Annotated in this window: 14 protein-coding genes; 6 read left to right on the top strand and 8 right to left on the bottom strand. The window is 68.7% G+C overall.

Features of this window, described 5'->3' with window-relative positions:
• Window positions 1-67: 67 nt before the first annotated feature.
• From AC0J5J_RS13930 to rsmI, 7 genes are all read right to left on the bottom strand, one after another.
• Window positions 68-937, bottom strand: coding sequence for a MetQ/NlpA family ABC transporter substrate-binding protein (locus AC0J5J_RS13930; RefSeq protein ID WP_474898535.1), 870 nt, complete (start codon window positions 935-937; stop codon window positions 68-70).
• Between the two features lie 192 nt (window positions 938-1,129).
• The gene (locus AC0J5J_RS13925; protein ID WP_474898533.1) at window positions 1,130-2,935 is read right to left on the bottom strand and encodes an ABC-F family ATP-binding cassette domain-containing protein; all 1,806 of its coding nucleotides are present in this window, start codon (window positions 2,933-2,935) and stop codon (window positions 1,130-1,132) included.
• Between the two features lie 208 nt (window positions 2,936-3,143).
• Window positions 3,144-4,079, bottom strand: coding sequence for a 4-(cytidine 5'-diphospho)-2-C-methyl-D-erythritol kinase (locus tag AC0J5J_RS13920; protein ID WP_134425055.1), 936 nt, complete (start codon window positions 4,077-4,079; stop codon window positions 3,144-3,146).
• Between the two features lie 54 nt (window positions 4,080-4,133).
• Window positions 4,134-4,934, bottom strand: a complete 801-nt coding sequence (gene rsmA / locus AC0J5J_RS13915) for a 16S rRNA (adenine(1518)-N(6)/adenine(1519)-N(6))-dimethyltransferase RsmA (RefSeq protein ID WP_241972795.1) — start codon at window positions 4,932-4,934, stop codon at window positions 4,134-4,136.
• A gap of 257 nt (window positions 4,935-5,191) precedes the next feature.
• Window positions 5,192-6,133 (bottom strand): TatD family hydrolase, encoded by a 942-nt coding sequence (locus tag AC0J5J_RS13910; RefSeq protein ID WP_134425053.1) that lies wholly within the window; start codon window positions 6,131-6,133, stop codon window positions 5,192-5,194.
• The gene (metG, locus tag AC0J5J_RS13905) at window positions 6,126-7,688 is read right to left on the bottom strand and encodes a methionine--tRNA ligase (protein WP_134425052.1); all 1,563 of its coding nucleotides are present in this window, start codon (window positions 7,686-7,688) and stop codon (window positions 6,126-6,128) included. The genes AC0J5J_RS13910 and metG overlap by 8 nt, the downstream gene beginning before the upstream one ends.
• A 69-nt stretch (window positions 7,689-7,757) precedes the next feature.
• On the bottom strand, window positions 7,758-8,624 hold the full coding sequence (gene rsmI / locus AC0J5J_RS13900; protein WP_474898531.1) for a 16S rRNA (cytidine(1402)-2'-O)-methyltransferase: 867 nt from the start codon (window positions 8,622-8,624) through the stop codon (window positions 7,758-7,760).
• 39 nt (window positions 8,625-8,663) lie between these two features.
• Here rsmI and AC0J5J_RS13895 point away from each other — a divergent pair, with 39 nt between their 5' ends.
• The 3 genes from AC0J5J_RS13895 (at window position 8,664) to AC0J5J_RS13885 (ending at window position 12,544) form a co-directional block, all read left to right on the top strand.
• A complete protein-coding gene (locus AC0J5J_RS13895) occupies window positions 8,664-10,151 on the top strand; it encodes a dolichyl-phosphate-mannose--protein mannosyltransferase (RefSeq protein WP_474898529.1) in 1,488 nt (495 codons plus the stop codon).
• A 183-nt stretch (window positions 10,152-10,334) separates the two neighbouring features.
• Window positions 10,335-11,435 carry a fatty acid desaturase family protein gene (locus tag AC0J5J_RS13890; RefSeq protein WP_134425049.1) on the top strand — a complete coding sequence of 367 codons (1,101 nt, stop codon included), beginning with the start codon at window positions 10,335-10,337 and terminating at the stop codon, window positions 11,433-11,435.
• A gap of 116 nt (window positions 11,436-11,551) precedes the next feature.
• Window positions 11,552-12,544 (top strand): YeiH family protein, encoded by a 993-nt coding sequence (locus AC0J5J_RS13885; protein ID WP_134425048.1) that lies wholly within the window; start codon window positions 11,552-11,554, stop codon window positions 12,542-12,544.
• Window positions 12,545-12,549: 5 nt separating this feature from the next.
• Here the strand turns inward: AC0J5J_RS13885 and AC0J5J_RS13880 are convergent, their stop codons facing one another.
• Window positions 12,550-15,135: a CBM96 family carbohydrate-binding protein gene (locus AC0J5J_RS13880; RefSeq protein ID WP_474898527.1), complete on the bottom strand. Its 2,586-nt coding sequence runs from the start codon at window positions 15,133-15,135 to the stop codon at window positions 12,550-12,552.
• A 171-nt stretch (window positions 15,136-15,306) separates the two neighbouring features.
• Between AC0J5J_RS13880 and AC0J5J_RS13875 the strand changes: the two genes are divergently transcribed.
• The 3 genes from AC0J5J_RS13875 to AC0J5J_RS13865 all read left to right on the top strand — a co-directional run bounded on the left by AC0J5J_RS13875 (window position 15,307) and on the right by AC0J5J_RS13865 (window position 17,454).
• Entirely contained in the window at window positions 15,307-16,680 is a 1,374-nt protein-coding gene (locus AC0J5J_RS13875; protein ID WP_474898525.1) for an L-serine ammonia-lyase, read from the top strand.
• 91 nt (window positions 16,681-16,771) lie between these two features.
• The gene (locus AC0J5J_RS13870; protein ID WP_134424009.1) at window positions 16,772-17,263 is read left to right on the top strand and encodes a LysM peptidoglycan-binding domain-containing protein; all 492 of its coding nucleotides are present in this window, start codon (window positions 16,772-16,774) and stop codon (window positions 17,261-17,263) included.
• A 65-nt stretch (window positions 17,264-17,328) separates the two neighbouring features.
• Complete coding sequence (locus AC0J5J_RS13865) at window positions 17,329-17,454, top strand: hypothetical protein (RefSeq protein WP_474898524.1); 126 nt, start codon at window positions 17,329-17,331, stop codon at window positions 17,452-17,454.
• The last annotated feature ends 41 nt before the right edge of the window (window positions 17,455-17,495 follow it).

The following is a 17,495-nucleotide window of genomic DNA, read 5'->3' as shown; positions in this document are numbered from 1 at the left end:
TGCCCGTTCCGGCCCTGAGTGACCCGCGGAACGGGCACTCTCGACCGGAACGGGCAGGTCGGCGGCGCTACTTCTGGGCCTTGGTGTCCTTCTCGACGGTGGCGAGGGACGCCTCGAGGTCGGCGACCGGGGTCTTGACCATTACCGCGGAACCGCCAGACACGGCGAGCACGCCATCCTGAACGGCCTTCGTGTTCTGGTAGATCTCGACCAGCTTCTTGTAGGTGGCGTTGTCCTTGTCCTCGGCGCGCGCCGCGAAGACGTTCACGTACGGCAGCGCGTTGGGGTCGGTGGGGTCGTCCTGGGCGAGGGCGTCCTCGACCTTGAGGCCGGCCTTCTCGACGAAGTCGTTGTTGATGATCGCGGCGGCGACGTCGGGCAGCGAGGTGGCCGTGAGCGAGGCCTCGAGCGCGGTCACGGTGACCTTGGACTTCTTGGTGTCGATGTCGGCGAGGGTCGAGTAGATGCTGCCGCCGTCGGACAGTGTGATCAGCTTCGCCGACTGCAGCACGAGCAGCGCGCGGGCCAGGTTGCTGGCGTCGTTCGGCACCGCGACGGTGTCGCCCTTCTTGATCTCGCTCACGTCGCCGTACTCGGTCGAATACAGGGCGAGCGGGTAGATCGCGGTGGCGCCGACGGGGGTGAGGTCCTGCTTGCTGGCCACGTTGTACTCGGCGAGGTAGACGATGTGCTGGAACTGGTTCAGGTCGAGTTCGTCGGCGGACAGGGCCGGGTTCGGCTGCCCGAATTCGGCGAAGTCGACGATGTCGACCGTGATGCCGGCATCCGCCGCGGCCTCCTCGTAGACGGCCCAGTACGGGTCGCTGGCGCCGACGACGCCGATCTTCACGGTCTCGTCGGCGGCCGCACCGGAGCAACCGGCGAGCAGGGCGACGAGTGGTACGACCGCGAGGGCGGCGAGCAGTTTCTTCTTCACGATGGGATTCCCTTGTCAGCTGTGGTGCCGTTTTCTCGGCGGGGGGTGCCAACGCATTTCGGGCACAGAGAAACCACGGGACAACGGGGGTGGGAGTCTGTGCCGCTGCAGCGCGAGGCACGTTCCAAGGTTATCGGGCGATACTGCGCCGCGTGCGCCCCTGCGTCACACGCGGTCACAGTATCTGCGAGGTTAGCCCTCGATCAGCTCAGACAGTTCGATCCAGCGGGTCTCGAAGCCGGCGATGGCGACCTCGAGCTTCTGCAGTTCGGAGCTCAGCGCGCCGAGCCCGTCGAAGTCGGACTGGTCGTGCACGGCGAGACTCTCGTGCAGCGCCGCGATCCGCGCGTTCTGCTTGACCACCTTGCGGTCGATGGAGGCGAGTTCCTTCTGCGCATTGCGGAGGTCGGCACCGCCGATGGCGAGCTTGCGGGACGCCTTGCCGCCGGACGTGTTCGCCGCGTTCGCCTCCGCGGGCTTGTCGTTGCCGCTGGTCTGCCTCTTGCGCATCTCGAGGTACTGGTCCACGCCGCCGGGCAGGTGGCGGAAGCCGCCCTCGGTGACGGCGTACTGGTTGTCGGTGACACGCTCGATCAGGTACCGGTCGTGCGAGACGACGAGCAGGGTGCCGGGGAAGGAGTCCAGCAGGTCTTCCATGGCCGCGAGCATGTCGGTGTCCAGGTCGTTGGTGGGCTCGTCGAGGATGAGCACGTTCGGCTCGTCGAGAACGATCAACAGCAGCTGCAGGCGACGCTTCTGGCCACCGGAGAGGTCCTTGACCTGCGTGGTCAGCTGCGCGCTCATGAACCCCATGCGCTCGAGCATCTGGCCGGGCGTGATTTCCTTGCCGCCGGCCATGTACGACGTCTTCTGCCGCCCGATGACCTCGCTGACGCGGTCGTTCTGGATGCCGTCGAGTTCGAACAGCTGCTGGGTGAGCACGGCGACCTTGATGGTCTTGCCGCGCTTGACCGTTCCCGTGGTGGGCTGCAGGGTGCCGGCCACGAGGTTCAGCAGCGTCGACTTGCCGGCGCCGTTGACGCCCATGATGCCGGTGCGCTCGCCCGGTGCGATGCGCCAGGTGATGTCGTTCAGCACGGTCTTCTCGCCGAACTTGACGCCGATGTCGATCAGGTCGACGACATCCTTGCCGAGGCGCTGCATGGCCATCGACTGCATCGACACGGTGTCGCGGGGCGGCGGCTCGTTCTCGATCAGTTCGTTGGCGGCGTCGATGCGGAACTTGGGCTTCGCGGTGCGGGCGGGGGCGCCGCGCCGCAGCCACGCCAGTTCCTTCTTCATCAGGTTCTGGCGCTTGCCCTCCATCACGCTGCTCATCCGGTCGCGTTCGACGCGCTGCAGGATGTAGGCGGCGTAGCCACCCTCGAACGGTTCGATCAGGCGGTCGTGCACCTCCCAGGTCATGTTGCAGACCTCATCGAGGAACCACCGGTCGTGAGTGACGACCACGAGGCCGCCGGAGTTCGTGGCCCAGCGGGTGCGCAGGTGGCCGGCCAGCCAGGAGATGCCCTCCACGTCGAGGTGGTTGGTGGGCTCGTCGAGGAAGATGACGTCGTGGTCGCCGATCAGCACGGCGGCGAGGGCAACCCGGCGGCGCTGGCCACCGGAGAGGTCGTCGACGAGGGCGTCCCAGGGGATGTCCCGCACGAGTCCCGCGATCACGTCGCGCACCTTGGCGTCGCCCGCCCAGACATGCTCGTCGATGCCGCCGACGATGGTGTGGCCCACGGTCTGGCCCGACGCCAGGTCGTCGGCCTGGTCGAGCATGCCGATGGTGACGCCGCGTCGGCGCGTGACGCGACCCGAGTCGGGTTCCATCCGGCCGGCGAGCAGGCGCATGAGCGTGGACTTGCCGTCGCCGTTGCGGCCGACGACGCCGATCCGGTCGCCTTCATTGAGACCGGCGGTGACGCTGTCAAAAATGACGCGGGTGGGGAATTCAAGGTGCAGGGACTCGGCCCCGAGCAAATGTGCCATAGCTTCCAAGTTTACCGGGCGCGCCTGAGAGCCCCGCACGCGCCTCGTCGCTCCCCCGACGGCCGGTGATCGGTGCCGAATCGGACATCCGTTGCCGGCACACCGGCAACAGTTGTCCGGACGGGCAACAGTTGGGGTCCGAGCCTCGGTGGTCGAGCCTCGGTGGTCGAGCCTGTCGAGACCGGTGGTCGAGCCTGTCGAGACCGGATCAGTCGTGGATGATGCGCGCTCCGTGCACGGGGCCGGTGGCCCGCACGACGCGCAGGCGGGAGGCGCTCAGGGCGACCTGCAGCTCGAGCGCGCTGTCGGCATCCGCGACCAGGAACGCCACGGTCGGGCCGGAGCCGGACAGCAGGCCGGCCAGCGCGCCGTTCGCCTCGCCCAGTTCGAGCACCGCGCCCAGGCCGGGCGCCAGGTGCAACGCAGGCGCCTGCAGGTCGTTGTGCAGGGCCTCGGCCAGCATGCGGGGGTCGCCCGCGCGCAGGGCCTGCAACACGTTCGCGTCGACGGTCGGCTGGATCTGGGCGGGGAAGATGTCCTGCGCGTGCCGCTCACGGTGTCGGTCGAGTTCGTTGTAGACGCCGGGGGTGGACAGGCCGAATTCGGCCAGGGCGAGCACCCAGTGGAACTGTCCCTTGGCCAGGGCCGGGCTGAGCTGGTCTCCGCGGCCGGTGCCGATGGCGGTGCCTCCGGTGAAGGCGAACGGCACATCGGCGCCCAGAGTCGCGGCGATGGCGATCAGGTCCTCACGCGTGGCCTCGGTCCCCCAGAGGGTGTCGCAGGCCAGGAGGGTGGCCGCGGCATCCGCCGACCCGCCGCCCATGCCGCCCGCGATGGGCACGTTCTTCTCGATCGAGAGGCGCACTCCCCCGCGATAGCCGGACTTGCGGGCCAGGGCGCGCGCGGCCTTGATGGCGAGGTTGCTGCCGTCGACGGCAAGTCCGGAGGCGTCGATGGGACCGGTGAACTCGACCGAGAAGCCGTCCGACGGCCAGGCGCGCACGTCTTCGAACAGCGACACGGCCTGGTAGGCGGTGGCGACCTCGTGGTAACCGTCGTCGAGGACCGCACCGACCTTGAGGAAGACGTTGATCTTGCCCGGCGCCCGCGCATGCACCACGGGAGAGGCGGCCGCGTTGGTCATGTGTCTAACCTAGCCCAGCCAGTCCGGCGGCGACTGACGCGCGGGCCTTACGCGTCAGCGACCGGCGAGCTGGGCGCGGGCGATGGCGAGGAAGTCCTCGGCCGTGAGCTGTTCACCACGCTCGGTGGGGTCGATCCCGGCCCGCGTCATGATCTCGCTGGCGGTGGTGGAGTCGCCGAGAACCAGGGACAACGACTGGCGCAGCATCTTGCGGCGCTGCTGGAATGCGGCATCGACGAGGGTGAAGGTGGCGCGGCGAAGCTCTTCGGACTCCAGCGGCTCGAGGCGCCGTTCGAACGCGATCAGGATCGAGTCGACGCCCGGGACCGGCCAGAAGACCTGACGGCTGACCTTGCCGGCGGTGCGGAACGCACCATACCAGGCTGCCTTGACGCTCGGGCTGCCGTAGACCTTGCTGCCGGGCGGCGCCGCGAGGCGCTCCCCCACCTCGGCCTGCACCATGACCACGCCCGCCCGGATGGAGGGGAAGTTCTCCAGCAGGTACAGCAGAACCGGCACCGACACGTTGTAGGGCAGGTTCGCCACGAGGCGGCTCGGGTCGCCGGGAAGTTCGGTGATCTTGAGGGCGTCCTGACGGATGACCGTGAGCTGCGCGCCCGGGTGCATGAGCTCGACCGTCAGCGGCAGTTGCTCGGCCAGCCGCTCATCGATCTCCACGGCCACGACGGCGGCGCCGGTCTCGAGCAGGCCGAGGGTGAGCGACCCCAGCCCGGGGCCGACCTCCAGCACGGTGTCGCCCGGTGAGACGGTCGCGACCTTGACGATGCGGCGCACCGTGTTGCCGTCGATGACGAAGTTCTGGCCGAGCTTCTTGGTGGGGTTGACGCCCAGCATCTCAGCGAGGTCGCGGATCTCGGCCGGGCCGAGCAGCGACCGCGCGGCGGGAACTGCAAGCCCGGCGGGAGCCGCAGGCACGTCGGCCGGCAGGCCGGCGGATGCCGCGGGCTCGGTGGCCAGAACGGGCTCGGGCGCGTCGGCGGGCGCGTCGGCGGGCGCGTCGGCGGCATGCCGACCGGCGCCCTCCTCGTCGGTGGTCGACCGGGTCGCGGACTCCGGTTCGTCTCCGGGGGCGTAGCCGTGCCGGGGCGGGGTCATGCGAGGCCTCCGAACGGGCGCGTCTCGGACTCGGTTCCGGCGACGATCACCGGTTCGGCATCCCAGCCCCCGTAGACGAGTTCGGTGTTGGAGGAAATCTGGCTGGCGAGAATGGTGACATCCGTTTCGAGGTGGTCGGCCATGGCGCGCAGCGTGTGCGGCAGCAGGTACGGCGCGTTCGGGCGGCCGCGGAAGGGAGCGGGGGTGAGGAAGGGCGCATCCGTCTCGACCAACAGCAGAGCGCGGGGCACGGCGGCCAGCGCTGCACGCAGGTTGACTGCGTTCTTGAAGGTCACGGTGCCCGCGAAGGAGAGATACCAGCCGTTGTCGGCGAGGATGCGGGCCATCTCGGCGTCGCCGGAGAAACAGTGGAAAACGGTGCGTTCGGGGGCCCCGACCCGCAGCAGCGTCTCGATCACCGCGGCATGGGCGTCGCGGTCGTGGATCTGCAGCGCGAGGCCGTTCTGCTTGGCGATCTCGATGTGCGCCTCGAAGGAGCGCTGCTGGCTGGCGTGCCCCTCGGGGCCGGTGCGGAAGTAGTCGAGGCCGGTCTCCCCGATCGCGACCACACGCGGGCGGGTGGCCAGCTCGGCGATCTCGCCCAGGGCGTCGTCGAGGGTGCCGGCAGCGTCGTAGACGGGTGCCTCATTGGGGTGGATGGCCACGGCCGCGAGCATGCGCGGTTCCCGGGCGGCCATCATGGCGGACCAGCGTGAGGTCTCCAGATCGCCGCCGACCTGGATGACGCCGCGCACGCCGACACTGGAGGCACGGTCGAGCTGCTCGGCGACACTGAGGGATTGGTCGCCATCGGCGATCTCGAGGTGGGTGTGGTTGTCGTACACCGGGACGACCAGCGGTTCGGGCAGCGGCGGATAGTTCAGGTCGCGGCCCGTGCCCTGGTCGCGCTGGCGCACGGGACCCGGTTCGTCAGCCAACCGTGGCCTCGATGCGCGGGAACAGCGCCTCGAGCGGGAAGACCCGCGGGCCGCCGCTCCATTCCCAGGCGCGGTCGATGCGCTGGTCGGTGACCAGACCGGTGCCGCCGAGGGCGGTCCAGAGTTTCGCGGTGGCCTGCGGCACGACCGGCGAGAGCAGCACGGCGAGCGTTCCCAGCCCGCGCACGGCGGTGACCAGAACGGCCTCGAGGCGGGCCCGGTTGGCCGGGTCCTTCGCCAGCGCCCACGGCTCCTGCGCGGTGATGTAACCGTTGAGGTCGTCGACCAGTTCCCAGATGGCGGCGATCGCCTCGTGGATGGCGAGGTGGCTGATCGCCAGCGTGGCGGCATCCGTCACCCGCTTCTCGGTGCCGCGAATAAGCTCGTCAGCCTCGCTGAAGTCCCCGCCCACCGGGATCTCACCGTCGCAGTAGCGCACGATCATGGCGATCACGCGGGAGGCGAGGTTGCCGAAGCCGTTGGCCAGCTCGGACTGGTACCGGGCGGACAGGTCCTCCCAGGAGAAGGAGCCGTCCTGGCCGAAGCTGATCGCGCGCATGAAGTAGTAGCGGAAGGCGTCGGAACCGAACGTGTCGGTGATCTGGCTCGGGGCGATACCGGTGAGCTTGGACTTGCTCATCTTCTCGCCGCCCACGAGCAGCCAGCCGTGGCCGAAGACCTGGCGGGGCACCTCGATGCCCGCGGCGAGCAGCATGGCCGGCCAGATCACGGCGTGGAAGCGCAGGATGTCCTTGCCCACGACGTGCGTCGCCGGCCAGAGTCGGCTGAACTTCTCGTCGTCGTGGCCGTAGCCGGCGGCGGTGATGTAGTTGAGCAGAGCGTCGAACCAGACGTAGACCACGTGGCTGTCGTCCCACGGCACCTTGATGCCCCAGTCGAAGCTGGAGCGGGAGATCGACAGGTCGCTGAGGCCCTGCTTGACGAAGGAGATGACCTCGTTGCGCGCCGATTCGGGCTGCACGAAGTTCGGGTTCTCCTCGTAGAGCGCGAGCAGCTGGTCGCCGAACGTGCTCATGCGGAAGAAGTAGTTCTTCTCGTGCAGCAGCTCGCACGGGATGGAGTGGATGGCGCAGACCTGCTGCCCGGCGTACTCGCCGACCCCGTCGATGAGGTCGCTCGGCTGCTTGTACTCTTCGCAGCCGACGCAGTAGAAGCCCTCGTACTCCCCGGTGTAGATGTGGCCGGCGTCGAAGAGGTGCTGCAGGAACTTCTGCGCGTTCACCTCGTGGCGCTCATCGGTGGTGCGGATGAAGTCGTCGTTCTTGATGTCGACCGTCTTCAGCAGCGGCTTCCAGGCGGTCTCGACCAGACGGTCGGCCCACTCCTTCGGTGTGACGCCGTTGGCGGTCGCGGTGCGCAGGATCTTCTGCCCGTGCTCGTCCGTTCCGGTGAGCAGCCAGGCATCCTCGCCGGACTGCCGGTGCCAGCGCGCGAGCACGTCGGCGGCCACCTCGGTATAGGCGTGCCCGATGTGGGGGACATCATTCACGTAGAAAATGGGCGTGGTGATGTAAAAAGATGAGCCGTCGGACATGCTCTCATCCTATTAGGAGCAGCGGATGCCGCTGGCCGTGTTACCTTCCCCGGCTCGCCGAACGTCCGGTCAGGGCAGCGGCAGGGCCGAAAAATCCGTGCGGGCCGCGGCAGGCTTGCCGGTCTTCCGCTCCAGCGCCGCCTCGTAGAGGGCGCGTTTGCCGAGCCCGGAGGCGGCGGACACGTCGGCGGCGGCATCCTTGAGCCGGATGCCCGACTCCACCAGCGCGAGCACCTCGGCCACTCCGGTCTCCAGGTCCAGCACGCGTGCCACGGCCCCGGCGACGACGATGGCGATCTCGCCCTTGACCCCGGCGGCGGCCCACTCGGCCAGCTCGGTCGCGGTGCCCCGCTTCACTTCTTCGTAGAACTTGGTCAGTTCGCGGCAGACCACGACTCGACGCTCGGCGCCGAGCACGGCGGCCAGGTCGGTCAGGGAGGCGGCCAGCCGGTTGGGCGATTCGAAGAACACCATGGTGCGACGCTCCGCGGCCACCTCGCGCAGGGCCGTCACCCGGTCGCCGTGCTTACGGGGCAGGAAACCCTCGAAGGTGAACCGGTCGGTGGGCAGCCCGGACACGGCCAGCGCCGCGAGCACGGCCGACGGTCCGGGCAGCACGGACACGACGACGCCGGCCGCCACTGCGGCATCCACCAGGTGGAAACCGGGGTCGGACACCGTCGGCATGCCCGCGTCACTGAGCACGAGGATGTCGGTGTCGCGGGCGAGTTCGACGAGCTCGGCCGCCTTGCCGCGCTCGTTGTGGTCGTGCAGGCTGATCAGCCGGGGGCGGTTCTCGATGCCCAGGGCCTTGAGCAGGTGCACGGTCACCCGGGTGTCCTCGGCGGCGATGATCGTCATCGTGCCGAGCGCCTCGATCAGACGCGTTGACGCGTCGCCCAGGTTTCCGATCGGGGTGGCAGCGAGGAGGATCATGATCCCAGTCTCGCAGCCCCGGCTCACTACGATGGTCACGTGTTCCTGACAAGCCGCGTGTTCCGCTGGGCCGGACCGCTGGCGGTGACCCTGCTGGCGGCGGCGGTGCGACTCTGGAACCTCGGCAACCCGCGCTCGCTGGTCTTCGACGAGACCTTCTACGTGAAGGATGCCTGGACGCTGAACAACCTCGGCTACGAGTCGTCCTGGCCCGAGGGGGCGGATGTCCTCTTCGCCGCCGGGCAGACCGACGTGTTCCTGTCCGACCCGTCCTTCGTCGTGCACCCGCCGCTCGGCAAATGGTTGATCAGCCTGGGCATGGCCGCGTTCGGCCCCGACGACAGCTGGGGCTGGCGGATCGTCACCGTGCTGGTCGGCGTACTGGCCGTCGTCCTCCTGATGCTGATCGCGAAAAAGCTGTTCGGGTCGACCCTGCTGGCCGTGATCGCGGGCTTCCTGTTCGCCATCGACGGCAACGCCATCGTCATGTCACGGGTGGCCCTGCTCGACAACTACGTCATGTTCTTCGCGCTGCTCGGATTCGGCGCGGTGCTGCTCGACCGGGACTGGCACGCCACCCGCCTGACGGCCCGGCTGGCGCTGGCGCGTGAGGCCGGGCGGAACCCCGGCTGGGGACCGACCCTGTGGTGGCGACCCTGGCTGCTCGCGGCGGGGCTCGCGTTCGGCCTGACCTGCAGCGTCAAATGGTCGGGGATCTACTTCCTCGCCGCATTCGGCGTGTACCTGGTCGTCGTCGACGCCCTCGCGAGGCGCCGGGCCGGCCTCCCGTTCTGGTTCAGCGCCGCGGTGCTCAAGCAGGCGCCGGCGACCTTCCTGCTGATCGTGCCGGTGGCCGTCGCCACCTACCTGGCTTCCTGGACGGGCTGGTTCGTCACGGCCCGGGGCTTCTACCGGGACTGGGCGACGACGCCCGGCGCCGCCTGGACGGGGGCCCTGGCCTGGGTGCCCGACACCGTGCAGAGTTTCTGGCACTACCAGGTGGCGGCGTACACCTATCACGTGGGGCTGTCCACGCCGCATCCGTACCAGTCGAACCCGCTGACCTGGCTGTTCATGGTGCGCCCCACGAGCATGTACTACCGCGGATCGAGCCGGGGCGAGAACGGATGCGAGTTCAACACCTGCTCCGAGGCCATCACCGGCATCGGCAATCCGCTGATCTGGTGGGCGGCCACGGCGGCCGTGCTCTACCTGGTGTACCGCCTGGCGCGGTACCGCGAGTGGCAGGTCGGTCTGATCCTGATGGGGCTGGTCGCCGGTTATCTGCCCTGGCTGCTGTACCTGAACCGCACGGTCTTCCAGTTCTACACGATCGCGTTCGAGCCCTATCTGCTCCTCGGCATCACCTTCGTGATCGGCCTCATTCTCCCCCGGGCACGATGGGCCGTTCTGGGCTTCCTGGTCGCCGCACTCCTCGTCAGCGGCTATTTCTATCCGCTCTGGACGGGAACCCAGACGTCTCTGACGTTCTGGCAGTTGCACATCTGGCTGCCCAGCTGGCGGTGAGTTTCAACGTGCGCTCACGGGAAATTGAAGGCCCCTCATATGCCGTACGAGGCATATAGCGACTGGGAAAGCGGTGTGAGAACACCCCGTTCGGAGGGGTCCGGCCCATAGGATACAGATATCTGTTTCACGAGTGTTTGCTCCATCACCGACTGAGAAGTCCGGATACAAACCAAAGGCCTCATGTCGGAAGCTGTTGCCGCACCCACGGTGCGTATTGTCAAGACTCGCCCGGGTGGCGATTCGAAAAACCCCACCACCGAGTATTCGTCGCTGCTGCACACCGTGCGCAACCTTGGCCTGCTGAAGCGTGCCACGGGTTTCTACTGGTTCGTGTTCTCGATGCTCGTTCTCGCGACCCTCGCAACCGGCACCGCCTTCGTCCTGCTCGGCGACAGCTGGTACCAGCTCATCGTGGCCGGCGTGCTCGGCATCATCCTCACCCAGTACGCCTTCCTCGCCCATGAGGCCTCGCACCGCCAGGTGTTCGAGGGCGGCCGGGCGAACGACCGTGCCGGGCGCATCCTCGCCAACCTGTTCGTCGGCATCAGCTACGCCTGGTGGATGAACAAGCACAGCCGTCACCACGCCAACCCGAACGTCATCGGCAAGGACCCCGACATCGCCCCCGACTTCATCGTCTTCCGGGAAGAGGATGCCGCGAAGGTCAGCTGGATCGGCTCGTTCGTGACCCGCAAGCAGGGCTACCTCTTCTTCCCGCTGCTGATGGCCGAGGGCTTCAACCTGCACGTGCAGGGCTTCAAGACCGTCTTCGGCAAGAAGAAGGTCGACAAGCGCTGGCTCGAGATCAGCATGCTGTCCACCCGGATCGTGCTCTACGTCGCCGCGATCTTCTACTTCCTGCCCGTGGGCATGGCGTTCGCGTTCATCGGCGTTCAGCTGGCCGTCTTCGGCGTCTACATGGGTGCGTCGTTCGCTCCCAACCACAAGGGCATGCCGCAGCTCCCCCACGAGAGCAAGGTGGACTTCCTCCGCCGTCAGGTTCTGACCAGCCGCAACATCCGCGGCGGCACGTTCATGGACACGTTCATGGGCGGGCTGAACTACCAGGTCGAGCACCACCTGTTCCCGAACATGGCGCGCCCGCACCTGCGCAAGGCGCAGGAGATCACCAAGGAATACTGCAAGAGCCACAACATCCTCTACACCGAGACGTCGCTCTTCGAGTCATACGGCATCGTCATCGCCTACCTGAACAAGGTCGGCCTCGGCGCCCGCGACCCCTTCGATTGCCCGATGGTCGCCAGGTTCCACCACCGCTAGGTCTCCACCACCCCGTCGCCGAGCCGTGAGCAGAGCCCCTTTCCCCGCACGGGAGAGGGGCTTTTCTCACGGTTCGGCGACGGGCGGCCCTGCCCCCCACGCGTAAACTTGGCCGAATGTGGCTGCCCGGTGTGCTGGTCGCGGCCGCCGCCGCGCTCCTCGCCGGAACCGTGCACGCGTTCTTTCCCGCAGTGCCGCTGCTCACCCTCGCCGTGGTCTTCGGAATCGCCGCCGGTAATCTCCCGGCGGCCCACCGGGCCCTGACGGGGATCCTCGCCCCGGGTTTGAGGCTCGCGGCCATCCGGTTCATGCGCATCGGGATCGTGCTGCTCGGCCTGAAGCTCAGTCTGGTGGACATCCTGGGTCTCGGCTGGGTGACGATCCTGACCACCGTCACGATCGTGCTGCTCACCTTCGTCGGCACGTACTGGCTCGGCCGCTGGGTCGGCCTGCCCGGAAGCCAGCCGATCCTGATCGCCACCGGCTTCTCGATCTGCGGGGCCTCCGCGATCGGCGCGATGAGCGGGGTGGTCAAGGCGAAGGATGCCGACACCGCTACCCCGATCGCCCTGGTCACCCTCTGCGGAACGCTGGCCATCGCGGCGCTGCCGCTGCTCTGGCATCCGCTGGGCCTGACCGACCTGCAATTCGGGCACTGGGTCGGCGCGGGCGTGCACGACGTCGGGCAGGTGGTCGCGACCGCGCAGATCGCCGGGCCGGCCGCGCTGGCCGTCGCCGTGGTCGTGAAGCTCACCCGGGTGCTGCTGCTCGCCCCCATCGTCGCGGTCGTGTCGGTCGCCGAGCGTCGCCGCGAGACGCGGGTCGCCACGGTGACGGATGCCGGTGCCTCCCGCCCGCCGCTCGTGCCCCTGTTCGTGGTCGGTTTCCTGACCGCCGTGCTCGTGCGCACATTCGTGCCGCTGCCGGATGCCGTGCTGGCCGGCGCGGACACCGTGCAGACCTACCTGCTCGCGACCGCGCTCTTCGGCCTCGGCGCCGCAGTGAACGTCTCAGCCATCCTGCGCACCGGAGGCAGAGCGCTCCTCGTGGGTCTGACCTCCTGGACGCTGATCGCCAGTCTCGCCTTCGCCGCGGTACAGCTGTCCTGAGTCGGTCAGTGGCAGCTGTCGGTGCCGCTGAAGGCCCCCGTGGTGCCTACATTGGTGAAGGTCATCCCCGAAATCGGCAGGAACTGCCACGAATACGAATCGGCGTCGAGTGTGAGCCGCAACGGCCCGAAGGCCGCCCGGCTGCGGGCCTCCATCGCGCTGAGCAGCGGGTCGGTGTTGGCACTGAGCGGTTGCTGGTTCACGCCACCACCACCGGCGGTGAAGGAGCGGATCCCGGTGGGGCTTTGTGAGGGCGTCGCCCCCGCCCCGGAGACGCCGATGGGCTTGAATATTTCGCTCACATGGTTGTGAGCACCGAGGTACACGTCGACGCCGTTCGCCGCCATCAGGTCCCAGAGCGGCGACAGCGCCGGATACGAACCGTGGTTGGAACCGGTCGACCAGCGCGGGCGATGCGCGGCGACGAGGGTGCACTGGGTCGGGGCCACGGTGAGCTGGTTCTGCAGCCAGACGTACTGCGGGCTGCCCGCCCCGCAACCCCCGGTCACCCCGCCTGCGTCGCATTCCGTGTTCAGCACGATGACGGTCCATGATCCGACCGAGGTCGCGTAATAGCCGTCGGGGCGCGGACCGTAGGGGCCGGAGGTGACGCCGGTGCCGTAGAAGTAGTCGAAGTACCCGGTGGTTCCGCCGTAGTATTCGTGATTGCCGAGCGCCGGGAGGGTGATCGGCTTGAGTGGCCCGAAGGTGTCGTTGTAGGCGCCGGCGCCCAGGAACTGGCTCAGGGTGGCTTCCTGATACTGCAGGTCGCCCAGGGCGATGAACCGGTCTGGGGCGGCGGCGGCGATCAGCGCCGCGACCTCTCCGTGCCGGCACGCCACGGATGTCGTCGCCGTGCCCGAGGCGCAGGCCAGGTCGCCGACGGCCATGACTGTGGCCGGCGCGGCGGTCGTGACAACGGCGGTGGCCGTGTCGGAGGCAGCGCTGGTATTCCCGGCCGCATCCGAAGCGGTCACCCGGTAGTACCAGGTGCCGGCCGGCCGGGCGGCATCCGTATAACCCGGGCCGGTGACGGTGGCGATCCTTGTCGAGGCATCCGGCACGAACCCCGCCGACGCGGACCGGTGCACGCCATACCCGACGACACCCACGTCATCCGTCGACGCCTGCCAGACCAATCCCACCGACCCGCCCGTGACCGTGGCCGCCAGCCCGGACGGAACAGACGGGGCCGTCACATCCGCCGGCGCAGCACTCGAATACGTAAGATTCAACACCGGCCGCAACGACACCGACGCCTGACGCGACCACAACCACAAACTGTCCGAGCCCGTGCCCACGATCGCCAACGTCGTCGACCCGGTCACCCCCGCCAGCGCCGACGCCGACAGGGCGATGTCATAACTCGTGCTCCGCACCGTGCCACCCGGCAACGTGCCCAGAACCGCACCCGACACCGTCGGCCGATTCGCATAGAACGTCCCCGTCTCGGTCCACCCATCAGAACCCAACCGCACCTGCGCCGCATTCGCCGACCCCGCCGACGTGATCGTCGTCGTCTGCACCCGCAACGACGCCCCCGTCAACACCTGACCCGCCGGAGCCACCGGCAACACAAAACGCAACACCGACGTCGTATCCGGCGTTCCATACACGGCCAACGACGCACTCAACCCATTCTCCGACAACGGCGCCGACGACCCCGTAAACGTGTCCGCCACATCCGGCACCGCCACCTGGGACGTCGGTGCGGGCGGCGGCGGAGGGGGCGGAGGCGCTTGGACCACGGCGGTGGCGGTGTCGGAGGCGGCGCTGACATTCCCGGCCGCATCGGCGGCGGTCACCCGGTAGTACCAGGTTCCGGCCGGCCGGGCGGCATCCGTGTAACCGGGGCCGGTGACGGTGGCGATCCGAGTCGAGGCATCCGGCACGAACCCGGCCGACGCGGACCGGTGCACGCCATACCCGACGACACCCACGTCATCCGACGACGCCTGCCAGACCAATCCGACCGACCCGCCCGTCACCGCGGCCGCCAGCCCGGACGGAACCGTCGGGGCCGTCACATCCGCCGGCGCAGCACTCGAATACGTAAGATTCAACACCGGCCGCAACGACACCGACGCCTGACGCGACCACAACCACAAACTGTCCGAGCCCGTGCCCACGATCGCCAACGTCGTCGACCCGGTCACCCCCGCCAGCGCCGACGCCGACAGGGCGATGTCATAACTCGTGCTCCGCACCGTGCCCCCCGGCAACGTGCCCAGAACCGCACCCGACACCGTCGGCCGATTCGCATAGAACGTTCCCGTCTCGGTCCACCCGTCAGAACCCAACCGCACCTGCGCCGCATTCGCCGACCCCGCCGACGTGATCGTCGTCGTCCGCACCCGCAACGACGCCCCCGTCAGCACCTGCCCCGCCGGAGCAACCGGCAACACAAAACGCAACACCGACGTCGTATCCGGCGTTCCATACACGGCCAACGACGCACTCAACCCATTCTCCGACAACGGCGCCGACGACCCCGTAAACGTGTCCGCCACATCCGGCACCGCCACCTGGGTATCGGCCGCGTGCGCGGGAGGCAGGCCGACAAGAAGGGACGCGGCAACGGCCAGACTCACGACTGACAGGGTTCGGGGAAACGTCATCATCGGCCCCTTTGGCTTGGCACGCGACAGCGCGGGAGCTCGCGCTCTGCGTTGCAGTCTGCCGCTATCCGAGGCTGTGTCAAGTTCGGGCCGGCTCACGCGTTTCGCCCCGTGGCCCCGCCGGGGCGCGGTTACGATGGTGCGATGACTGCGTATGTGTCGGCACTCGACCTCTTCTCCATCGGGATCGGCCCGTCGAGCTCACACACGGTCGGCCCGATGCGAGCGGCGCTCACGTTCGCCGAGCACCTCCACGACGCGGGCCTGCTGCCCCACGTCGCCCGGATCAGCTGCTCCCTCTACGGCTCGCTCGGATCGACCGGGCTCGGGCATGGGACACCCGACGCGGTCCTCGCCGGCCTCGCGGGGCTCCGCCCCGAAACCTGCGACCCGGATGACGTGCGTTCGGCGTGGTCCGGCCTGGCCGACGACGCCGTTCTTCTGCTCGGTGGCAGCCACCCGATCCCCGTGCGGCAGGATGACGTGACCTTCGAGGCCCGCACCCGGCTGCCGGGCCACCCGAACGCATTGTCCCTCACGGCCTGGGGGCACGACGCCCTGCCCCTGCTCGAGGAGACCTGGTACTCGATCGGCGGCGGCTTCATCCGCCGAGACGGCGACCCGGTCGGGCGTGCCGAATGCGTGCCCCAGCCGCGGGAGTTCTCCTCCAGCGCCGAACTCCTCGCCCTCTGTGATCTCTACGCGGTGTCCATCTGCGACATCGCCCGCGCCAACGAGGAAGCGATCCACGGAGCCGACGGGCTCAACGCCGGCCTCGACGCCATCTGGGACGCCATGCGCGTCTGCGTGGAGGCCGGGCTCGAGGCGACGGGCATCCTCCCGGGGGGCCTCCAGGTGAAGCGCCGTGCCGCAGCGGTACGCATGCAGCTGGAGGAATATGATCGGCTGCCGCTACGCGAACGCGACACCTCGACCGAATGGCTGCACGCCTTCGCCCTCGCCGTCAACGAGGAGAACGCCTCCGGCGGACGCGTGGTCACCGCCCCCACCAACGGCGCGGCCGGCATCATCCCCGCGGTCGGCCACTACTACCTGCGCTTCGTGCCCGGAGCGGATGCCGCGGGCATCCGTCGCTATCTGCTCACCGCCGTAGCCATCGGGTCGCTCGTCAAGGCCAACGCCTCCATCTCCGGGGCCGAGGGTGGCTGTCAGGCCGAGGTGGGTTCGGCCTGCGCGATGGCGTCCGGCGCCCTCTGCGCCGTGCTCGGCGGCACACCGCGGCAGGTGGAGAACGCCGCCGAGATCGCGATGGAGCACCACCTCGGGCTCACCTGTGACCCCGTCGGCGGGCTCGTGCAGGTACCCTGCATCGAGCGCAACGCCATCGCATCGTCGACCGCCGTGTCGGCCGCCCGCCTCGCCCTGCACGGCGACGGAACACACCTCGTCTCACTCGACACCGTGATCGAGACGATGCGCCAGACCGGTCTGGACATGTCGACCAAGTACAAGGAGACCAGCGAGGGCGGGCTCGCGGTCAACGTGATCGAGTGCTGACCCCGTTCGACTCCTGACACCGCGCCCCGAGGCCTAAGCTGGCAGCATCTGCTCGGGGGAACGAGCGGTACGTCTTCGAGGGGGACATCCGATGGTTTCTGCACGACCGACATCCGCTCGCACCCGGGCCAGGGTCGCCCTGGCCGCTCTGCTGCTGCTCCCGCTCGGTCTGGCCGGCTGCGCCGGCGCCCCGGCCCCGGTAGTCACCGCGACCGTGACCGTCACCCCGACTCCCTCCCCCACACCCACACCGACCCCGACGCCGACGCCCGTGCCCGAGGCCGAGGTGGTGCCGAACCCGACCATCACGCCCAATGCCGAGGCGGTGCCGGCCGAGCCTCTGCCCGAAGGCCCTGCCGTCGACCTTGGCGCCACGGCAGGGGCCCGGGGTGCCCCGATCACGGACGAAGCAGGCGCCCCGATCAGTTACACCGTGCTGGAAGGCGACGACTTCTTCGCAATCGCCCAACGGTTCAATGTGCCGATGCAACAGCTGCTGCGGATGAACCCATCGGTGTCGGGCCTCGGGGAGGACATCTACATCCGCGACGTGATCAACCTCGATTGGACCACGACCGGCTAGAGTGCCGGTGGGCGCATTCCCAGCGCATTAGGCGTGACCCTGGTCAGTTCCGCGTCGCCCCGAGCGTGGTGACGTCAACCGAGACCGACCCGGCCGGAGGCGGCAACGGCGCGCACGACCATAGGGATGACACCGAGCCCAGCACCGACATCGATGCCGACGTGCCGGATGGCACCGCCGCTCACGCCTGAGGCGACGTCCGGGCATCCGGTGCCGCACCCGCGGCTCACGG

It is taken from the genome of Cryobacterium sp. TS_SC_7 (genome assembly GCF_056156285.1).
This window is presented reverse-complemented; position numbering and strand designations above follow the sequence as displayed.